Raw genomic sequence first — 19,099 nt, 5'->3', positions numbered from 1 at the left:
CCGCCATCACACCCAATCGGTGCCGTCAAGCCGGGTAGCGCCGCTCCTGATCGGCCGCGTCGGCGGCCGCCGCACCCATCCCGAGCGCGGCCAGCTCCTCGGCCACCGATGCCAACCCGGCCGCGTCCCGGGCGGCCAGCGCTCGAGCGTGACGCAGAGCGATATCGGCCGCCAGGCAATGAATCTCGGCTGCAAGCCGACTGAGTGGCTCCACCGCCCGCACCTCACCCAGCCGCACGGCGTCGTGCCAGGCGAGCACCGCCACCGCGGACTGCCCGGCGCGCTCGGCCATCCGCGCCGCATCCCGTGCCGCGGCCACCGCGCCCGCAGCATCCCGCGCCGTCAGCCTGGTCCAGGCCCGCGCCATCCCCAGCTCCGGGGCGAACAACGCCGACTTGGTCCCGTGCCGATTCTCCGCGCGGCGCAACGCTTTTGCCGATCCGGGAATGTCGCCCTGCCGGGCGATGGCTGTCGTCAACAACATCAACGACAGCGGACCCCACGAGTAGCCGGTGCGCTCCAGCTCGGCGGCAGCTGGCTCCAATAGTGCAGCAGCAGTGGCGAATTCGCCCCGCACATTCAACACGTAAGCCAGCAGCACCTCGCCGATGGCGCGGCCGGGTTGTTGCAACTCGGCGAAGTCGGTGAACTCCTGGGCCAGCGTCTGAGCCTGCTCGACTTGGCCCGCCATCACCAGCGACGTGATCTGACCCAGCCCGACGGTGAACCGCAGCAGGCCGGGATGCTCTGCGGCCGACGCCTTTTCGGCTAGGCGTTCGACGTCGCCGAGCCGTCCCATCCGGGCCGACGACAACGCGGCCGCACTGCCCGCCCATGCCACCGCGGTATCGCCGGCCGCCGGAGCCGACAACACCTCGGTGGACAGCGCGATCGCCCGCGCCAGATTGCCGGAATTCATCGCGAACGTTGCGGTCAGCCCGTCCAACACGGTCTGCGCCGCTGGATCTTTCACCCGGGCGCGAGTCGTCTGCAAGAACGCCGCCGCCTTCTCCGGCTCACCCAGCATCCAGAACTGGTTGGCGGCCCGCGGCACCGCCCAGGCGATCAGCTCCGCCTCCGACAAACCAGCGGGATCAACCGCCGCGAACACCTGCCCGGCCTCGCGTCCACGTCCCTGCCAGCCGAGCGCTTGACCCAGCACCAGACGCGGCTCCAAAGCGCCCGAACGGTCCACCGCCGCCCGGGCCAACCGCTGCGCAAGCGGCAAGTCACCCAGCCGCAGCGCCTGCTGCGCGGCCGCAGCGACCTCGTCGGCCGGTTGCAACGCGTCGCTGTCCAGCGCCAGCGACGCCAGTCGCAGCCGATCACTGGGATGCTCGCTGGGATGCCGGGAAAGCAACTCGACCAACTCGGTGCGCTTGCGCCGAGCGTCCGCACCTAACTGCGCCCGCGCGCGTTCGGCGAACAGCGGGTGCGCGGTGTAGACCACCGGCTCGTCGTCGTTGCGCACCCGGGTTTCGGCCGCGCCGAACTCCTCGGCCTGATCGACCGCGCCGTCCCCGGCCAGCGCGGTGAGGTCGGCCAGCGTCAGCGGCTCGACCAGCGCCAGATAGTCCAGTACCGCCCGGGCCGGCGCTGGCAACTCGGCCAGGAACGCGTCGACTTCGGCCGCCGTCGTCGCACCAGCAGGCGGCTCGATCTCGATCCGATCCAGCAGGCCGTCGGCCCACAACGCCGCGATCGCCTGGGGGGCCGCGTCGGCCCGCGCGGTGACAAGCATCCGGGCCGCCCCGGTACGGGCCATCTGATAGACCAGCGTGGCCGACAGGATGTCCAGGTCGTGCGCCTCGTCGACGACGAGCAGCAGGTCACCCTGCTGGGCGGCCCGGGTCAACGACATCCGCGCCGCCCGCAACAGCGCGGCCGGCTTGCCGAGCTCGGCGACCTCGATCAGGTGCCCGAACGCGCCGAATGGCACCACCCGCTCGGTCGGAGTCCCGACCACCCACCGGGTCAGCGTGCCCGGGTGCTCACCGACGTAACGTTCGGCCGCCAACCGGGCCAGGGTCGACTTGCCGACCCCGTCGGGCCCGAGCACCACCGCCCCGCCCGACTGATTCAGCGCGACATCCAACCGCTCCAGCGCCGCCGTGTGTCGAGGGACGTTCCAGCGCATGGGCACGAGTCGACTCTATGGCCAGCGACCGGCGAACAGGGTGCGCAGGGTGCAGCCGAGTGGTTTAGGTTTCGGATATGCCCCCCACCGACCAGCGGGCGGTGGCCGTCTACTGCGCCGCCACGCCGACCCATCCCGAACTGCTCGAACTCGCCGCAACACTGGGAACGGCGATCGCCGAGCGCGGCTGGACCCTGGTCTGGGGCGGCGGCAACGTCTCGGCGATGGGCGCTGTCGCCGAGGCGGCGCGCGCGGCCGGCGGCTGGACCGTCGGGGTGATTCCGACCATGCTGCTGGACCGCGAACTCGCCGACCGCCAAGCCGACGAGCTGATTGTCACCGACACCCTGCGCGAGCGGAAGCAGGTCATGGAGCACCGCGCCGACGCCTTCATCGCGTTACCGGGCGGCGTCGGCACCCTGGACGAGTTGTTGAGCGCATGGACCGAGGGATATCTCGGCGTGCACGACAAACCTATTGTGATACTGGATCCCTGGGGGCACTACGAACCCGTGCGGGCCTGGATATACGGGCTGCTCGACAGCGGGTATATCTCGCGGGCCGCGGTCGACCGGCTCACGGTGGTCGATAAGGTCAGCGAGGCGCTACAAGCCTGCACGCCAGACAGATAACGAATCGAGGGATCACGTGTCCGAGCAAGGCGCGCGCGGCCGGATCAAACTCACCGACCTCGCCTTACGTGTTCCCGGCCTGATTGCCGATGTGCCGTCGATTGTGCGTGGTGTGCAGACCGGTCTGCTGGCCCGCCCGGGTTCCAGGACGTCGATCGGCTCGGTGTTCCAGGACCGCGCCGCGCGCTACGCCGACCGGGTCTTTCTGAAGTTCGGCGACCAGCAACTGACCTACCGCGAAGCCAACGCGACCGCCAACCGGTACGCCGCGGTGTTGGCCGCCCGCGGGGTGGGGCCCGGCGACGTCGTCGGCGTCATGCTGCGCAACTCGCCCAACGCCGTGCTCACCATGCTGGCCGTGGTCAAATGCGGCGCGATCGCCGGGATGATCAACTATCACCAGCGCGGCGACGTGCTGGCGCACAGTCTGGGCGTGCTCGACAGCAAGGTGCTCGTCGCCGAATCCGACCTGGTCAGCGCCATCAGCGAATCCGGCGGATCGGCGGCAGAGGTGCTGACCATCGAGGATCTGGAACGGTTCGCCACCACCCCCCGCCACCAACCCGGCGTCGGTATCCGCGGTGCGGGCGAAGCACACCGCCTTCTATATCTTCACCTCGGGCACCACCGGCTACCCGAAGGCCAGCGTGATGACGCACTACCGGTGGCTCAAGGCGCTGGGTGCGTTCGGCGGGTTGGGGTTGCGGCTGAAGGCCACCGACACGCTGTACAGCTGCCTGCCGCTCTACCACAACAACGCGCTGACGGTCGCGGTGTCCTCGGTGATCAACAGCGGGGCGACGCTGGCGCTGGGCAAGTCGTTCTCGGCGTCGCGGTTCTGGGACGAGGTGATCGCCAGCGAGGCCACCGCGTTCATCTACATCGGCGAACTCTGCCGGTATCTGCTCAACCAGCCGACCAAGCCGACCGACCGAGCCCACGACGTGCGCGTGGTGGCCGGCAACGGGCTGCGTCCGGAGATCTGGGACGAATTCACCGACCGGTTCGGCATCCCGCGGGTGTGCGAGTTCTACGCCGCCAGCGAAGGCACCACTGCGTTCATCAACGTGTTCAATGTGCCACGCAGCACCGGGATTTCGCCGATGCCGCTGGCTTACGTCGAGTACGACCCCGATACCGGCGAACCGGTGCGTGACCACGCTGGCCGGGTGCGACGGGTGCCGGCCGGCCAGCCGGGCCTGCTGCTCAGCCCGGTGAACCGGTTGCAGCCGTTCGACGGCTACACCGACAAGTCGGCCAGCGAGAAGAAGCTGGTGCGCAACGCCTTCAAGGAGGGCGACACCTGGTTCAACACCGGTGACGTGATGAACCCGCAGGGGCTGTTCCACGCCGCGTTCGTCGACCGGTTGGGCGACACGTTCCGGTGGAAGGGCGAGAACGTGGCCACCACCCAGGTGGAGGGTGCGGTTTCTTCCGATCCGCAGGTCGAGGAATGCACGGTGTTCGGGGTGGAGGTGCCCGACACCGGCGGACGCGCCGGGATGGCGGCGATCAAGTTGCGGGAGGGGGCGGAGTTAGACGGTGCCGCCCTGGCCCGCGCGGTCTACGACCAGCTGCCGTCGTATGCGCTGCCGCTGTTTGTGCGGGTGGTGGAATCGCTGGAGCACACCACGACGTTCAAGAGCCGCAAGGTCGAATTGCGTAAGCAGGGCTACGGCTCTGACGTCGAGGACCCGCTCTACGTGCTGGCCGGGCGCGAAGAGGGTTATGTGCCGTTCTACGACGAATACCCTGCCGAGGTCGCGGCAGGGAAGCGCCCGCAGGGCTGACGCTCCGAACGACCATTTACTTATTGACTTAGCCACGTGCCGTGGGGTTCGATAAGTCCTGGTTGCACGCGTGAGAAATACACGTGCAACATCACGCCATCGTGCGGGGGAGGACTTTCGCCATGAACTTTGTGCTGAATCCACCTGAACTCAACTCAGTGTTGATGCACACCGGGGCGGGGTCGGAGCCCATGCTGGCTGCCGCAGCCGCCTGGGAGTCGCTGGCGTCGGAGCTCGGTAGCGCGGCGAAATCATTCTCGTCGGTGACGTCGGATCTGACGATGCAGGCCTGGCAGGGCCCGGCGGCAGCGGCGATGACCGCTGTCGCCGGTCCGTACGCGCAATTCCTGGCTGCCGCAGCAGACCAGGCGGCCGGGGCGGCGGGCCAGGCGCGGACGTTGGTGAGCCTTTTCGACGCCGCACGGGCAGCGATCGTGCACCCGGTTGCCGTGCTCGCGAATCGCAACGAGCTGGTGCAGTTGGTGGTGTCGAATGTGTTCGGGCAGAACGCGCCGGCGATCGCTGCCGCCGAGTGCGAATACGAGCAGATGTGGGCTCAGGATGTAATGGCAATGTTGGGATATCACGGCGGCGCGTCATCCGCGGTTGCGCAGCTGGTGCCTTGGGCCGAGGCGCTGCCGAGCCTCCCGGGTCTGGGTGCTGCCCTAAGCGGCTTGGCTAATAATGGCTTCCCGAATATCGGGTTCAACAACACCGGCCAGTTCAACGTCGGCGGCGGCAATGTGGGGAACGCAAACCTCGGCAATGGGAGCAAGGGCAACATCAACATCGGTGCCGGAAATACGGGCAATCTCAATATAGGACTCGGCAACAATGGAAATCTGAACTTCGGCGCCGGAAACAGCGGCGGTAACACGAACATCGGCATCGGCAACAATGGCTATTCCAACGTCGGCTTAGGCAACCTCGGTAGTATCAATCTCGGTGGCGGCAATACCGGCAGCTTCAACCTCGGCGTCGGCAACATCGGCAAAGACAACGTCGGCAGCGGGAACTATGGGAACGGAAGTCTGGGTAGTGGGAACCTGGGCAGCCAAGACCTGGGTAGCGGCAATATCGGTGATGCCAATGTCGGCTTCGGCAACAACGGGATGCACAACTTCGGCAACGGAAACCTGGGCAACAGCAACATCGGCGTCGGCAACAAAGGAAACTTCAACATTGGGCTCGGGAACACCGGCACGAACAACCTCGGGTTTGGCAATACCGGGACGAACAATTTCGGGATCGGGCTCACCGGCGACAATCAATTCGGTATCAATCTCGCCGGATTGAATTCTGGTAGTGGGAACATCGGCCTCTTCAACTCAGGTAACAACAACATCGGATTCTTCAATTCGGGTAACGGCAATGTCGGCTTCGGCAACTCGGGTGACTTCAACACCGGATTCGCGAACACCGGTAATGTGAACACCGGGTTCTGGAACTCCGGCAACATCAACACCGGTTTCAACAATTCCGCCAGCACCAACGTTGGATTTGCCAACTCTGGTCCGCCGGTCAGCGACGGCACCGGGTATGGCGCCAACGTCGGGTTCTGGAATGCCGGACACGACACCGTCGGCTTCGGCAACTCCGGCAATTACACGATAGGTGCGCTCAACGCCGGCAGTAATGGCGTGGGTTTGGCGAACTCCGGTCTCGCGAACGTAGGCATTGGAAATTCGGGTGCCGCCAACACCGGGGTCCTGAATTCAGGTAACACGAATACGGGATTCGGCAACTCCGGCAACACGAACACCGGTGCTGGGAATGCGGGCAATACGAACACCGGTTTCGGCAGTGCCTACGACACGGGATCGGTCAACTCCGGATTCGGGAACGTGGGCGTGGGGACGTCAGGGTTCAACAATGTGGGTAGCGGGACGTCGGGATTCCGCAACACCGGCGATTTCGACGAAGGCGTCGGAAACATCGGCGCACACAACGCCGGGGTCCTCAACACCGGGAACGACAACACCGGATTCTGGAATTCAGGTTCCAATGGCGTCGGCATTGCCAACCAAGGCGACGGCGCCATCGGGTTCGGCAACGCGCCACAAGGATCCGGCGGCGACGTGGGTTTCTTCAACGGTGGCCTGATTGGCGGCAACTCCGGAATCGGCAATTCGGGGTCTTTCAACTCGGGTGGGTTCAACACGGGCGATCACCAGTCGGGATTCTTCAATTAGCGAATCCTGAAGAAGTGCCTAGCGCGATCCCGGCCATTTGGAGCTCTGAGCGAATCGCCACGGGTCCGTAAATGTTGCGCCGGGATCGGTGACTCCGGTGAGCCGAACCGTCACGCTCGCGCGGTAAAAGGGCACACCAGGCACTATGGGAGCGTGCAGTCGACACCGCCGGCGTCAGCCGGCCATCCGACGCTGTGCGGTCGCCCGGTGGCGGCCGATCGCGCGCTGATCATGGCGATCATCAACCGCACCCCGGACTCGTTCTTCGACAAGGGAGCGACGTTCAGCGACGACGCCGCCCGCGAGGCCGTGCACCGCGCCGTCGCCGAGGGCGCCGACGTCATCGACGTCGGCGGGGTCAAGGCCGGCCCCGGCGAGATCGTGGATCCGGACACTGAGGTCGCCCGGCTGGTGCCCTTCATCGAGTGGCTGCGCGCTACCTATCCCGATCAGCTGATCTCCGTCGACACCTGGCGCTCGGAGGTAGCCCGGCTGGCCTGCGCGGCCGGCGCCGACATCGTCAACGACACCTGGGCCGGTATCGACGCCGGCCTGCCGCAGGTGGCCGCCGAATTCGGCGCCGGGCTGGTCTGCTCGCACACCGGCGGCGCCGCGCCCAGGACACGACCCTTCCGAGTCAGTTACGGTACGACTACCCGCGGTGTGGTCGACGACGTGATTTGCCAGGTCACCGCCGCCGCCGAGCGGGCCGTCGCGGTCGGAGTGGCCCGCGACCGGATACTGATCGACCCCACCCACGACTTCGGCAAGAACACGTTCCACGGCCTGATCCTGTTGCGGCACGTGGCCGAGCTTGTCGAGACCGGGTGGCCGGTGCTCATGGCGTTGAGCAATAAGGACTTCGTCGGGGAGACTCTGGGTGTGGACGTGACCGAACGACTGGAAGGCACGCTGGCGGCCACCGCGCTGGCCGCGGCCGCCGGAGCACGCATGTTCCGGGTCCACCAGGTCGCCGCCACCCGGCGGGTGCTGGAGATGGTGGCCTCGATCCAGGGCATTCGTGCCCCGGCGCGCACCGTGAGAGGACTGGCATGACGGCTTCGGAGCTGGATCTGGCCAGGCTCTCGGCGCGCCCCGGCGACACCTGGCTGGCCGACCGCAGCTGGAACCGTCCGCGCTGGACGATCGACGAGCTGGTCGCCGCCAAAGCCGGGCGGACGATCTCGGTCGTGCTGCCGGCGCTCAACGAGGAAGAAACGATCGGATCGGTCATCGACAGCGTCTCGCCGCTGGTCCGGGACCGAGGCGGGTTGGTCGACGAGTTGCTCGTGCTCGATTCGGGGTCCACGGACGACACCGAGATCCGTGCCATCGCCGCCGGCGCCCGCGTGGTCAGTCGCGAGCAGGCGCTGCCCGAGCTGCCCACCCGGCCCGGCAAGGGCGAGGCGCTGTGGCGCTCGCTGGCGGCCACCAGCGGCGACATCGTGGTGTTCATCGACTCCGACCTGGTCAACCCGCATCCCATGTTCGTGCCGCATCTCGTCGGCCCACTGCTCACCGGTGACGGGATTCACCTGGTCAAGGGCTTCTATCGGCGGCCGCTGAACTCCGGTGACGCGTCCGCGAACGCGACCGGCGGGGGACGGGTCACCGAACTCGTGGCGCGGCCGCTGTTGGCGGCGTTGCGCCCGGAGCTGGGCTGTGTGCTGCAGCCGTTGGGCGGGGAGTATGCGGCCAGCCGCGAGCTGTTGGCGTCGCTGCCGTTCGCGCCGGGCTACGGCGTGGAGATCGGCCTGCTGGTAGACACCTTCGACCGGCTGGGTCTGGATGCGATTACGCAGGTCAACCTCGGGGTCCGCCAACATCGTAACCGCCCGCTCGAGGAGCTCGGCGCGATGAGCCGGCAGGTCATTGCCACCCTGCTGTCGCGGTGCGGTATTCCCGACTCCGGGGTGGGGCTGACCCAGTTCTTCCCCGTCGGCCCCGATTCGGAGGAATACACCCAGCACACCTGGCCGGTGTCGTTGGCCGACCGGCCGCCGATGAACGCTTTGCGGCCGCGTTAAAGGCCGACCCCGACTTGTCGGTGCAGTAGGGCAAGATCGACTCTCGTGGCGTTGGTGTTGCTGTACCTGGTGGTGCTGGTTCTGGTGGCGATCGTGTTGTTCGGCGCGGCGAGCCTGCTGTTCGGCCGCGGCGAGCCGCTGCCGCCGTTGCCGCGCGCGACGACGGCCACCGTGCTGCCGGCCTTCGGGGTTACCGGCGCCGACATCGACGCCGTCAAGTTCACGCAGGTGATGCGCGGTTACAAGACCAGCGAAGTGGACTGGGTGCTGGACCGGCTGGCCCGCGAAATCGAGATACTGCGCGGGCAGGTGGCCGCACTGCAGGCTTCCGGAGCCGAGACGCCGGCCGAAGCGCCAGTGGCCGAACCTGGCGTCGACCCCGTTGACGCCGAGCGCTCGGGCCCGACGTGACCGAGAACGGCCTGGTTCGCTGCGGCTGGGCCGAAACGCGGCCCGGACCCGACGCTGAGCTGTACCGCGACTACCACGACTACGAGTGGGGCCGCCCGGTGCGAGACGGGGTGGCACTGTTCGAACGGATGAGCCTGGAAGCGTTCCAGAGCGGTCTGTCGTGGCTGATCATCCTGCGCAAACGACCCGAGTTCCGGCGCGCCTTCGACGGGTTCGATGTGGAGAAGGTCGCCCGGTTCACCGATGCCGACGTGCAACGCCTGATGGCCGACGCGTCTATCGTGCGCAACCGGGCCAAAATCGAGGCGACGATCGCCAACGCCCGCGCAGCCGCAGAGCTCGGTTCGCCTCAGGACCTGTCCGACCTGCTGTGGTCGTTCGCTCCCGAACCGCGGCCCCGGTTCGCCGAGCTGAGCGAAATCCCCTCAGCGAGCACGGAATCGAAGGCGATGGCGCGGGAACTCAAACGTCGCGGGTTCCGCTTCGTCGGACCCACCACGGCCTATGCGCTGATGCAGGCGACCGGCATGGTCGACGACCACGTCCGCGCCTGCTGGGTGCGGCCAACCGAGAATTGACAACCTCAGTTGGCACTAGATGCGGGTCTTTGTGCACCTGGTCCCCGCGATAGGGAACAATAGGGGGGTGATTTGGCAGTTCAAAGTCGGGTATGGCGGGAAATTCACTGGCGGGGCATGCTCGGCGCCGACCAGGTCCGCGGCAGCGGGCCAGATCGAATCTGGAGGGAGCACTCGATGGCGGCGATGAAGCCCCGGACCGGCGACGGTCCACTCGAAGCAACCAAGGAGGGGCGCGGCATCGTGATGCGGGTACCACTTGAAGGTGGCGGTCGGCTGGTGGTCGAGTTGACTCCCGACGAAGCCGCCGCGCTGGGCGATGAACTCAAGGGCGTCACCAGCTGAACCTGCCCGTCACGGGGCTGCTACTCACACACTTTCCGGTAGATGTCCAGCGTCTGCTCGGCGATGTGTGCCCAGGAGAATTCGTCGATACAGCGCTGACGCCCCACCCGACCGTAGTGGTGTGCCTTGGCGGGATCGGTGACCAGCGCGTTGACCGCCTCGGCCAGCCTCGCCTCGAACGCGTCCGGGAAGTCGGCGTCGTAGTGCACCAGTGAGCCGGTGACTCCGTCGACGACCACCTCGGGTATGCCCCCGACGTCGGACGCCACTACCGCCGTGGCACAGGCCATCGCCTCGAGATTGACGATGCCGAGCGGCTCGTAGATCGACGGACACACGAAAACTATTGCCGCGGAAAGTATTTCGCGCAGTTTTGTCTTGTGGAGCATGTCGCGCACCCAGAAGACCCCGGTGCGGCTGCGTTCGAGGTTAGCCACCGCGGAGCGCACCTCCTCGGCGATCTCGGGGGTGTCGGGCGCGCCGGCGCAGAGCACCAACTGAATGTCCGGGTTGAACTGGTGCGCGGCCGCGATCAGGTGCGAGACGCCTTTTTGCCGGGTGATGCGGCCGACGAACGCCACGATGGGCCGGTTTGGGTCGACACCCAACTCTTGCAGTACGGACCCGGTGTGCACGGCACCGGAGGGATGCCAGAACTCGGTGTCGATGCCGTTGCGGATCACATGCACCAGATTCGGGTCCAGGGTGGGATAGACCCGCAGGATGTCGTCGCGCATGCCGGAGCTGACCGCGATCACCGCGTCGGCGGCCAGCACCGCGGTGTGCTCCACCCAGGAGGAGATCTGGTAGCCGCCGCCGAGCTGTTCGGCCTTCCACGGCCGCATCGGCTCGAGCGAATGCGCGGTCAGCACGTGCGGGACGTCGTAGAGCAGCTTGGCCAGATGTCCGGCCATGCCGCTGTACCAAGTGTGCGAATGCACGACGGTGGCCGCATTGGCGGCGTCTGCCATCACCAGGTCCGCGGACAGCGTCGAGAGCGCGGCGTTGGCGCTGCGCAGCCGCGGGTCGGGCTGATGGGTGATCGCGCCGGGACGGGGCGCGGCCCATGCAGTGGACGTCGACCGCGCACAGCTTGCGCAGCTGGGACACCAATTCGGTGACGTGGACACCGGCTCCGCCGTAAACCTCCGGAGGGTATTCCCGAGTCATCATCGCCACCCGCATACCCGCACCGTAGTTCGCCGACGAGGCAGCCCGCATGTCGGGCTGGTGTGGAACGGGCCCGTCGAGCCAAACACCTTGACCGGCAGCCCGTCCGCCGCGCCGCCAATCATGGGCCTACCGGTGGCAACCACTTGCGGCTGCCGATAGGTTTGAGCGCATGAGGGAAGCGCCACACGTGCTGGGCATCGTGCTGGCCGGCGGCGAGGGCAAACGGCTGTATCCCTTGACCGCCGACCGGGCCAAGCCTGCGGTTCCCTTCGGCGGCGGGTACCGGCTGATCGATTTCGTGCTCTCCAACCTCGTCAACGCCCGCTACCTGAGGATTTGCGTTCTCACCCAGTACAAGTCGCACTCGCTGGACCGCCATATCTCGCAGAATTGGCGGTTGTCCGGGCTGGCGGGTGAGTACATCACCCCGGTGCCGGCCCAGCAGCGCCTCGGCCCGCGCTGGTACACGGGTTCGGCGGACGCGATCTACCAGTCGCTGAACCTGATCTATGACGAAGATCCGGACTACATCGTGGTTTTCGGTGCCGACCACGTGTACCGGATGGACCCCGAGCAGATGGTGCGCTTTCACATCGACAGCGGCGCCGGTGCGACGGTCGCCGGCATCCGGGTACCGCGAAGCGAAGCAACCGCGTTCGGCTGCATCGACGCCGACGAGTCGGGGCGGATCCGCAACTTCGTCGAAAAGCCGATGAACCCGCCCGGCACCCCCGACGACCCCGACAGCACCTTCGTGTCGATGGGCAACTACATCTTCACCACCAAGGTGCTGATCGACGCCATCCGCGCTGACGCCGACAACGACCACTCCGACCACGACATGGGCGGCGACATCATCCCTTACCTGGTGGAGGACGGCATGGCCGCCGTCTACGACTTCAGCGACAACGAGGTGCCGGGCGCCACCGAGCGCGACCGCGCGTACTGGCGTGACGTCGGGACGCTCGACGCGTTCTACGACGCACACATGGACCTGGTGTCGGTGCATCCGGTGTTCAACCTGTACAACCGGCGCTGGCCGATCCTGGGCGCCACCGAGAACCTGGCGCCGCCGAAGTTCGTCAACGGCGGCTCGGCGCAGGAGTCGGTGGTGGGTGCCGGCAGCATCATCTCGGCGGCCTCGGTGCGCAACTCGGTGCTGTCGTCCAACGTGGTGGTCGACGACGGCGCGATCGTGGAGGGCAGCGTGGTCATGCCGGGCGCGCGGGTGGGCCGCGGCGCGGTGGTGCGGCACGCGATCCTGGACAAGAACGTCGTCGTCGGGCCGGGCGAGATGGTTGGCGTGGATCTGGAGAAAGACCGGGAACGCTTTGCGATCAGCGCCGGTGGCGTGGTCGCGGTGGGTAAGGGCGTCTGGGTCTAGCTGGTCCGCTGGGGAATCACCGGAATCAGCAGGTGCGCGTCGTAGCGGGGGCCCCAGCGCAGCGTCACCTGGCCTCGGGGCGGATCGGAATAGGCAGCCGGGAATTGACCGGTCAGCGGATTGCGCGGCGAGAGCCAGCGCCCGGCCACCACGAAGCGCAGTTGCTCGCCGGCCCGGAACAGCGTTGCCGACGGTCCCAGCGCCACCTGCACCTCCGTCACCTCGCCGGGCGACACCGCGGCCGGCTCGGCACAGGCCGGGACCGGTTCCCAGGGTTGGGACAGCTCGGGGTCCAGGGCGCGCAGTGCGACGCGCTGCCATCCGGTGGTCACCCGGTCGCGGCCGTAGCCATAGGACCCCTCGAAGCCGACGTAGCGACCGTCGCGCCATTTCTCAACGCCGACAAAGAGATTCGCATCATCGCAACCGTCCAGTTGTACCCACAACTTCGCGGCCATCGATCCGGTGAGCTCGATGTCCTCCGCCACCGTCCAATTGAACGCTGCTGCGCGGGAGCTCGTTTCGAAGGTGATGCTGCCCGCGTGCCGCGGTGGTTCAGCCGTCAACACACCGCCTCCGGCAAGATACATCGGCTGCCAGCGAGTCCGCACCAGCGGCCAGTGGCCCTCCTCCCGCACGCTCACAACGGTGTCGCGGTCCTCCCGCACTTCCAGCCGAACGCTGCGCGAGGCCCGCGCGCCGTCGAGCACGTCGCGGAAGAATTTCAACTGTTCGGCCTGCGCGTCCGGGGAGTAGAACACCGCCCACTTGCCGCCGCGGTGCGTGTAGAGGCGGGCGTGCTCAGAGCCGGTTCGGGTGAAGGCCCGGATCGATCCGCGGCTGTGCAGGTTGTTGTCCGAAAAGCTGCCGCAGACCAGCATCGGGATGTCGATCGCTGCGAGGTCGGGTGCTATTGAGCGCCAGAAGTCATCGCGCAGTGGGTGTCTGTCCTGTTCTTCGGTCAGGACGTAGGCCTGCCGGGTGCTGCGGGCCAAGTTGCGCGACCACAGGGCGGTGAAGCCGGTCTCCCGAATTCCGCCCGGAAACGTAAGGTCGCGGTAGGCGTCGGTGAAGCCTTCCCACGGGCAGATGGCCCGCAGCGCGGGCGGTCGCAGCGCCGCGACGGCGTACTGGGTGATCGCCAGGTAGGACACGCCGAGCATGACGACGTTGCCGTCGCTCCAGGGTTGGCCGGCCAGCCATTGCACCAGATCGTAGGTGTCCTCGGCTTCCTGCCGCGACAGCAGGTTGCCGGTGCCGTCGGAGCGGCCGCAGCCCCGGGCGTCGGCGTTGACCACCACGAAGCCCTGCGCTGTCCAGAACGCCGGGTCCGGCGCCTCCCAGCCGGTCAACGACGAGAACTGGACCCTGCTGGGCTGGCGGATCATGCGGTACTGACGTGAGAAGGTCCATCGCTTTCGTTTTCGACGCGGGAGTTCGTCCTTGCCGTAGGGGTGGATGGACAGCATGACCGGCCGCGGAGACTCGCCGGATCGTCGAAAAACGTTGATCCGCAACAATGTTCCGTCGCGGGTGGGTACCTCCACGTCGCGATCGACGATGACCTCCGCCGGCGCTTCGGTGATCGCTATGCGAGGCCTGACGACACCGGCGATCCGGTCCCGCGCGTAGCCCAGGGCGTTCGGACGGCGCCACGGCCGATCCAGGGCGGGTGCCGAGTTGCGGTTCACGCCAGATACTTTAAGCGCCGCGACTACCAGATGTTGGGGACCAAACGGTATCGCACGCGTTGCTGGTAGTCGCGGTAGCCGGGCAGATCGGCTGCCAGCGCCCGCTCCTCGTCGAGTGTTCGCAGCACCAGCACCGCTAACAACGGAACGTAGAGGACCAGGCCCCAGTAGGAGCCGAGCGCCAACGGCAAACCCAGCATCAGGATCAGGTTGCCGACGTACATCGGGTGTCGCACCAGGCCGTAGAGGCCGGTGGATACCACCTGTTGATCCGCTTCCACGGTGATGTTCGCCGCGGCGGCGTTCGGCGATCAACCCGGCACCGACGTCGCGGGCGGCCAGTAACCGGTAGGCGACCGCGGTGAGCACGGCCGTGGTGGCCAGGTGCAGCAGCAGCACCCACCAGCGCTCATCTGCGTACGGCCGCACCTGCAGTGACCACCCCAGCGGCGAAAACCAGGACAGTGCACCGGATCCGGCGTCGCCGACCGCCCGCAGGGTGAAAGCGGCGCCCAAAGCGGCGAACGCGTAGCCGCGGCACACCCGTGCGCTCGCCGACAGCTGAGCGGCCACTGCGGCCAGAGCGGCCAGAGCGGTGAACACCAACCCGGAGCCGGCCAATGCTGCCCCGAACGCCAATGATCCACTCGGTGCCACCTCGGTGGTGAGCAGTCCGGCGGCACCGATCACGCCGGTGGCCACGGACGCACCGAAGGACAGCAGCAGTACGGCACTCAGACTGGCGTAGCGGCCTACCGCAGTCGAGTCGAGCAACTCGGCCCGGCCCGTCTCCTCGTCGGCGCGGGTGTGCCGGATCACGGTGAGGACGACGGCGACCGCGATCAGCAGGTGGAACATCCCGGCTTTCCAGATACCGACCGCGCCGAGGCCGTCGTTGTAGATCGGGCCGTAGAGCGCCCGCTGGGCCGGGCTGGCCATGACGGAGGCTGCGAAGGCGGCCCGGTCGGCCGCGGTCGGGTAGACCTTGTCGATGCTGCCGATATAGACGCTGGCCAACGGGATCGACAGCAGCAGCACCCACAGCGGCAGCACCACCCGGTCGCGGCGCAGGTACAGCCTCAGCAACCCCAGGGTGCCGACAAACTGGGAAATACGTTGCCTGGCAGGGCTTCCCGGACGATCCAGAAGTGTGGTGCTCATCGCACCGGCACCTCCGCGCGGTCCTGCGTGCCGGCACCGTTGATGCTGTAGTGGCGCAGGAACAAGTCCTCCAGCGAGGGTGGCTGGCTGATGAGGCTGCGTACCCCGGCGGTACCGAGCACCCGGATCAATTCGCCCAGGCTTTCGCCGTCGACCTGCGCACGCACTGTGTTGCCCTCGACGCTGACGTCCTCGACGCCCTTGATCCGGGCCAGATCGCCCGGATCGCCGATCATCTCGGCCTTGATCGAGGTGCGGCTGAGGTGCCGCATGGATTCCAGCGACCCGCTTTCCACCGTCCTGCCGGCCGCAATGATGGTCACCCGCTCGCACAGCGCTTCGGTCTCGGCCAGGATGTGACTGGACAGCAGCACCGTCACACCGCGGTCTTTTGCTTCGGCAACGCACTGCTGAAATACGTTCTCCATCAACGGGTCCAGTCCGCTGGTGGGCTCGTCGAGCAGAAGCAGCCTGGCCCGCGAGGAAAACGCCGAGATCAACGACACCTTCTGTCGATTTCCTTTCGAGTAGGCCCGCACCTTCTTGTGCGGGTCGAACTCGAAACGCTCGATCAGCTGCGCGCGCAGCGCCGGGTCGATGCCACCGCGCATCCGCGCCAGCAGGTCGATGGTCTCGCCACCGGTCAGACCGGGCCACAGCGTGACATCGCCTGGCACATAGGCAATCTGGCGATGCAATGTCACGGCGTCGGTCCACGGGTCGCCGCCCAGCAGCCGGGCGGTGCCGCCGTCGGCTTTGACCAGGCCCAGCAGGATGCGGATGGTCGTCGACTTGCCGGCGCCGTTGGGTCCCAGAAAGCCGTGCACTTCGCCTTCGCGCACCCGCAGGTCCAGGCCGTCGAGCGCGCGGGTCGCGCCGAAGCTCTTGGTGAGGCCCCGGACTTCGATGGGTGTCTGGCTGTCAGCTGACATCGGGTTCTCCTCGTTTCTCATCGGCCAGAAATGCCTCGTACATGGTGTAGTCGGTCAGCAGGCCCTCGGAATAGAGCTCGAGGGCCGGCAGCACCATGTCGCGGGCGTAGTCGCGCAGGACTGCGCGCAGATCGGTTGGCGTCTCGTGCATTTGGAGGTAGAGCAGGAATCCGCCGCCACCGGTGATGGCCAGATACTTGGCTCGGGCGTGCGGATCGCGACTCGGCTTCAGGGTGCCGGTTTGCACACCTTCGGCCAAGTATTCCTCGGTGTTGTCAATCATGTTCTGCCACAGCATTTTCGCCAGTTCACCACCGGACTGCATGCTGCGTACCAGGTAGGACATCAAGGGCGCGTAGGACTCGATCTCGGCCATCTGCCCCAGCCAAGTAGCGGGGTCGCTGGACTTCATTGCCTCGGATTTGGCGCCGCGGATCTCCTCGGCCGCGTATTCGTCGCAGGCCTTACGCAGCCCTTCTTTGGAGCCGAAGTGATGAATGACCAGGCCGGCGCTGACTCCGGCCGCCTCGGCGATGGTGCGCAGCCCGACGCCGAATCCGTGCTCGCCGAACTGCGCGATGGCCGCGTCCCGGATCCGAGCGGCTGCGGTCAAATCGGCTGAACGCATGTTCAACACATTAAACAGGCGTTCAATCCCGCGTCAAGGGTCTCCTGAGCGAGTATCGGACGCATCGGTCGCATGACGCTCCCGACACGTGCGGCATCGCGGCCCGGCGCTGCGGCGAACGCGCAGGTCTCGCCGCTCGGACACGAATCGGCGATGCTTTGAATTTTTCGTCGATTTACCCGCTATTCATCCGGCGAGGTGCCATGATGGCTCCGGCCTAATTACGCAGCGAGGAGTAGCGAAATGTCATTTGTCGTCGCAGCACTGGATGGGATCGAAACCGCGACCGCGAATGCGGCCCAGATCGGCTCGGCAATCAGCACCGGCAACCTGACCGCGCTCCTGCCGACCTCCCAGGTGACCGCCGCGGCCGCCGACGAAGTGTCTGTCGCCATCGCGACCCTGTTCGGCGCGCACGCCGGCGAGTACCAGGCCGCGGCGGCTCAAGCGGCCGCCTATCACCAGGAGTTCGTGCGCAATCTGGGCGCTGCAGCAGCGTCGTACGGCGGCGCCGAGGCGGCCATCCTGCAGCAGTTCGAGGCCACGCTGCTCGGCGGCGGCATCGCCGCCCCTGCGCTGGAGGGACTGAACGAATTTGCGTCCGGCGCATTTCAGGCGCTCGTCTACAAGCCGGTTCACACGGCCGGACAAGCGTGGATTGGCAGCCCGCTCGGCCAGGCGATCGATCCGATCATCAATGCGCCCACCAATGCGCTGCTCGGGCGGGCGCTGATCGGTAACGGAACCACCGGCACGTTGGCGAACCCGACCGGGGGCGCGGGCGGCATCCTGTTCGGTGACGGTGGCGCTGGCTACAGCCCCACCGGCGGCGTGCTGGCTGGCCTCCGGCGGCAACGGCGGCAATGCCGGGTTGATCGGCACCGGCGGCATCGGCGGTGCTGGTTACGACGGCGGCACCGGCGGCCGCGGAGGCGTCGGCGGCTGGCTGATGGGCAACGGCGGCCGGGGCGGGCTCGGAGGCGCCGCCTTGACGGTGCTGGCAGGCGGGTCCGGCGGCGCCGGCGGCCAGGCGCTGTTGTTCGGGGACGGCGGATACGGCGGTATGGGCGGCACCGGCGTCCCGACCGGGGCCGTCGGAACGCGTGGCTACCCCGGTTTGTTCATCGGCCAGGGCGGCCCCACGTACATCCCGCCGAGCAGCGAAATCGTCACCATCGACTTCATCCGGCACGGGCAGACCGCCAGCAACGTGGCCAACCTGCTCGACACGGCGGTGCCCGGACCTCCGCTCACGGCGTTGGGTGTGACGCAGGCGCAGAATGTCGCCGCCGTCCTGCACGCCCAGCAGCCCGCATTCGCCGGCATCTTCGATTCGCAGATGATCAGGACGCAAGAGACCGCCTCGTACCTCGCAACCCTGCAGCCGAGCCTGACCCCCGTCGTGTTGCCCGGGCTCAACGAGATCAACGCCGGGCTCCTGGAAGGCATGGGGCAGATTCCCGCGGGATTGATCTACTTGGCCGGACCCGTGGTGTGGACACTCGGGTTGCCCGCCTTCCCGATGCTGGGCATCTCCGCCGTCAACCCCACCGGCCTGACCTTCGCCAGCGGCTTCAACAACGCGGTGCAGACCATGTACAACACCGCGCTGAGCAGCTCGAGTCACCAGGTCGCGGCATATTCCAGCGCTCTTGCCATCGAGACCGGCACGATGATGATGGTCGACAACCCCAACCCGTTGCTGCTGGTCACCGGCTCGCTGTCGAACACCGGGGTGGTGGTGGTGCAAGGCAGCCCGGCGACTGGCTGGACCATGCTGAGCTACAACGGGACACCCGTCGGACCGGCGAACCTGCCGACCCAGCTGTTCGTCGACGTCCGCAACTTCATCACCGCGCCCCAGTTCGCGGGCTACGACGTAGGTTCAGCCCTGTTCACCGGCGACCCGGCGACCATCGTCAACGCGGTCCGCGACGGCGCGCGCGAGGTGGCCACCGCCACGGTGCACTTCCCGTTCGCGATCGCCGAGACGCTGCTGGGCGCGCTCTGACCGGCGC

At 67.1% G+C, this 19,099-nt stretch carries 12 protein-coding genes and 3 pseudogenes; 10 read left to right on the top strand and 5 right to left on the bottom strand.

Annotated elements, in window-relative coordinates; translation table 11 throughout:
* Positions 1–25: 25 nt before the first annotated feature.
* A complete protein-coding gene (locus L6444_RS23230; protein WP_236977503.1) occupies positions 26–2,143 on the bottom strand; it encodes an ATP-binding protein in 2,118 nt (705 codons plus the stop codon).
* A gap of 71 nt (positions 2,144–2,214) precedes the next feature.
* Between L6444_RS23230 and L6444_RS23225 the strand changes: the two genes are divergently transcribed.
* From L6444_RS23225 to L6444_RS23190, 8 genes and pseudogenes are all read left to right on the top strand, one after another.
* Positions 2,215–2,769: a TIGR00730 family Rossman fold protein gene (locus L6444_RS23225; RefSeq protein ID WP_236977502.1), complete on the top strand. Its 555-nt coding sequence runs from the start codon at positions 2,215–2,217 to the stop codon at positions 2,767–2,769.
* Between the two features lie 16 nt (positions 2,770–2,785).
* A pseudogene (fadD6, locus tag L6444_RS23220) lies at positions 2,786–4,559 on the top strand (long-chain-acyl-CoA synthetase FadD6).
* Positions 4,560–4,681: 122 nt separating this feature from the next.
* On the top strand, positions 4,682–6,751 hold the full coding sequence (locus L6444_RS23215) for a PPE family protein (protein WP_236977501.1): 2,070 nt from the start codon (positions 4,682–4,684) through the stop codon (positions 6,749–6,751).
* A 207-nt stretch (positions 6,752–6,958) separates the two neighbouring features.
* Positions 6,959–7,807, top strand: a complete 849-nt coding sequence (gene folP / locus L6444_RS23210; RefSeq protein ID WP_236984355.1) for a dihydropteroate synthase — start codon at positions 6,959–6,961, stop codon at positions 7,805–7,807.
* Positions 7,804–8,778, top strand: coding sequence for a glucosyl-3-phosphoglycerate synthase (locus L6444_RS23205; protein ID WP_236977500.1), 975 nt, complete (start codon positions 7,804–7,806; stop codon positions 8,776–8,778). Before folP ends, L6444_RS23205 begins: the two co-directional genes overlap by 4 nt.
* Positions 8,779–8,823: 45 nt before the next feature.
* Positions 8,824–9,189 carry a DivIVA domain-containing protein gene (locus L6444_RS23200; RefSeq protein WP_236977499.1) on the top strand — a complete coding sequence of 122 codons (366 nt, stop codon included), beginning with the start codon at positions 8,824–8,826 and terminating at the stop codon, positions 9,187–9,189.
* The gene (locus tag L6444_RS23195) at positions 9,186–9,767 is read left to right on the top strand and encodes a DNA-3-methyladenine glycosylase I (protein ID WP_236977498.1); all 582 of its coding nucleotides are present in this window, start codon (positions 9,186–9,188) and stop codon (positions 9,765–9,767) included. Before L6444_RS23200 ends, L6444_RS23195 begins: the two co-directional genes overlap by 4 nt.
* 177 nt (positions 9,768–9,944) lie before the next feature.
* The gene (locus L6444_RS23190; RefSeq protein ID WP_003406247.1) at positions 9,945–10,112 is read left to right on the top strand and encodes a DUF3117 domain-containing protein; all 168 of its coding nucleotides are present in this window, start codon (positions 9,945–9,947) and stop codon (positions 10,110–10,112) included.
* 20 nt (positions 10,113–10,132) lie between these two features.
* Here L6444_RS23190 and glgA read toward each other — a convergent pair.
* Positions 10,133–11,297: pseudogene (gene glgA / locus L6444_RS23185) on the bottom strand (glycogen synthase).
* 157 nt (positions 11,298–11,454) lie between these two features.
* Here glgA and glgC point away from each other — a divergent pair.
* Entirely contained in the window at positions 11,455–12,669 is a 1,215-nt protein-coding gene (gene glgC, locus L6444_RS23180; protein WP_236977496.1) for a glucose-1-phosphate adenylyltransferase, read from the top strand.
* Here glgC and L6444_RS31265 read toward each other — a convergent pair.
* The 3 genes from L6444_RS31265 to L6444_RS23160 are packed head-to-tail and all read right to left on the bottom strand — an operon-like array spanning position 12,666 to position 17,081.
* Positions 12,666–15,521, bottom strand: a complete 2,856-nt coding sequence (locus tag L6444_RS31265) for a CocE/NonD family hydrolase (RefSeq protein WP_459561255.1) — start codon at positions 15,519–15,521, stop codon at positions 12,666–12,668. The genes glgC and L6444_RS31265 overlap by 4 nt on opposite strands.
* On the bottom strand, positions 15,518–16,453 hold the full coding sequence (locus tag L6444_RS23165) for an ABC transporter ATP-binding protein (RefSeq protein ID WP_236977494.1): 936 nt from the start codon (positions 16,451–16,453) through the stop codon (positions 15,518–15,520). The genes L6444_RS31265 and L6444_RS23165 overlap by 4 nt, the downstream gene beginning before the upstream one ends.
* Positions 16,443–17,081, bottom strand: coding sequence for a TetR/AcrR family transcriptional regulator (locus tag L6444_RS23160; RefSeq protein WP_236977493.1), 639 nt, complete (start codon positions 17,079–17,081; stop codon positions 16,443–16,445). Before L6444_RS23160 ends, L6444_RS23165 begins: the two co-directional genes overlap by 11 nt.
* Positions 17,082–17,324: 243 nt before the next feature.
* On the opposite strand from L6444_RS23160, the pseudogene L6444_RS23155 reads away from it, so the two are divergent.
* Positions 17,325–19,092 (top strand): annotated as a pseudogene (locus tag L6444_RS23155) (PE domain-containing protein).
* The last annotated feature ends 7 nt before the right edge of the window (positions 19,093–19,099 follow it).

The sequence above is a fragment of the Mycobacterium kiyosense genome, from assembly GCA_021654635.1.
Classification (GTDB): Bacteria; Actinomycetota; Actinomycetes; order Mycobacteriales; family Mycobacteriaceae; genus Mycobacterium; species Mycobacterium kiyosense.
Note: the sequence above shows the minus strand (reverse complement) of the source record. Positions and strands in the feature narration are given on the sequence as shown.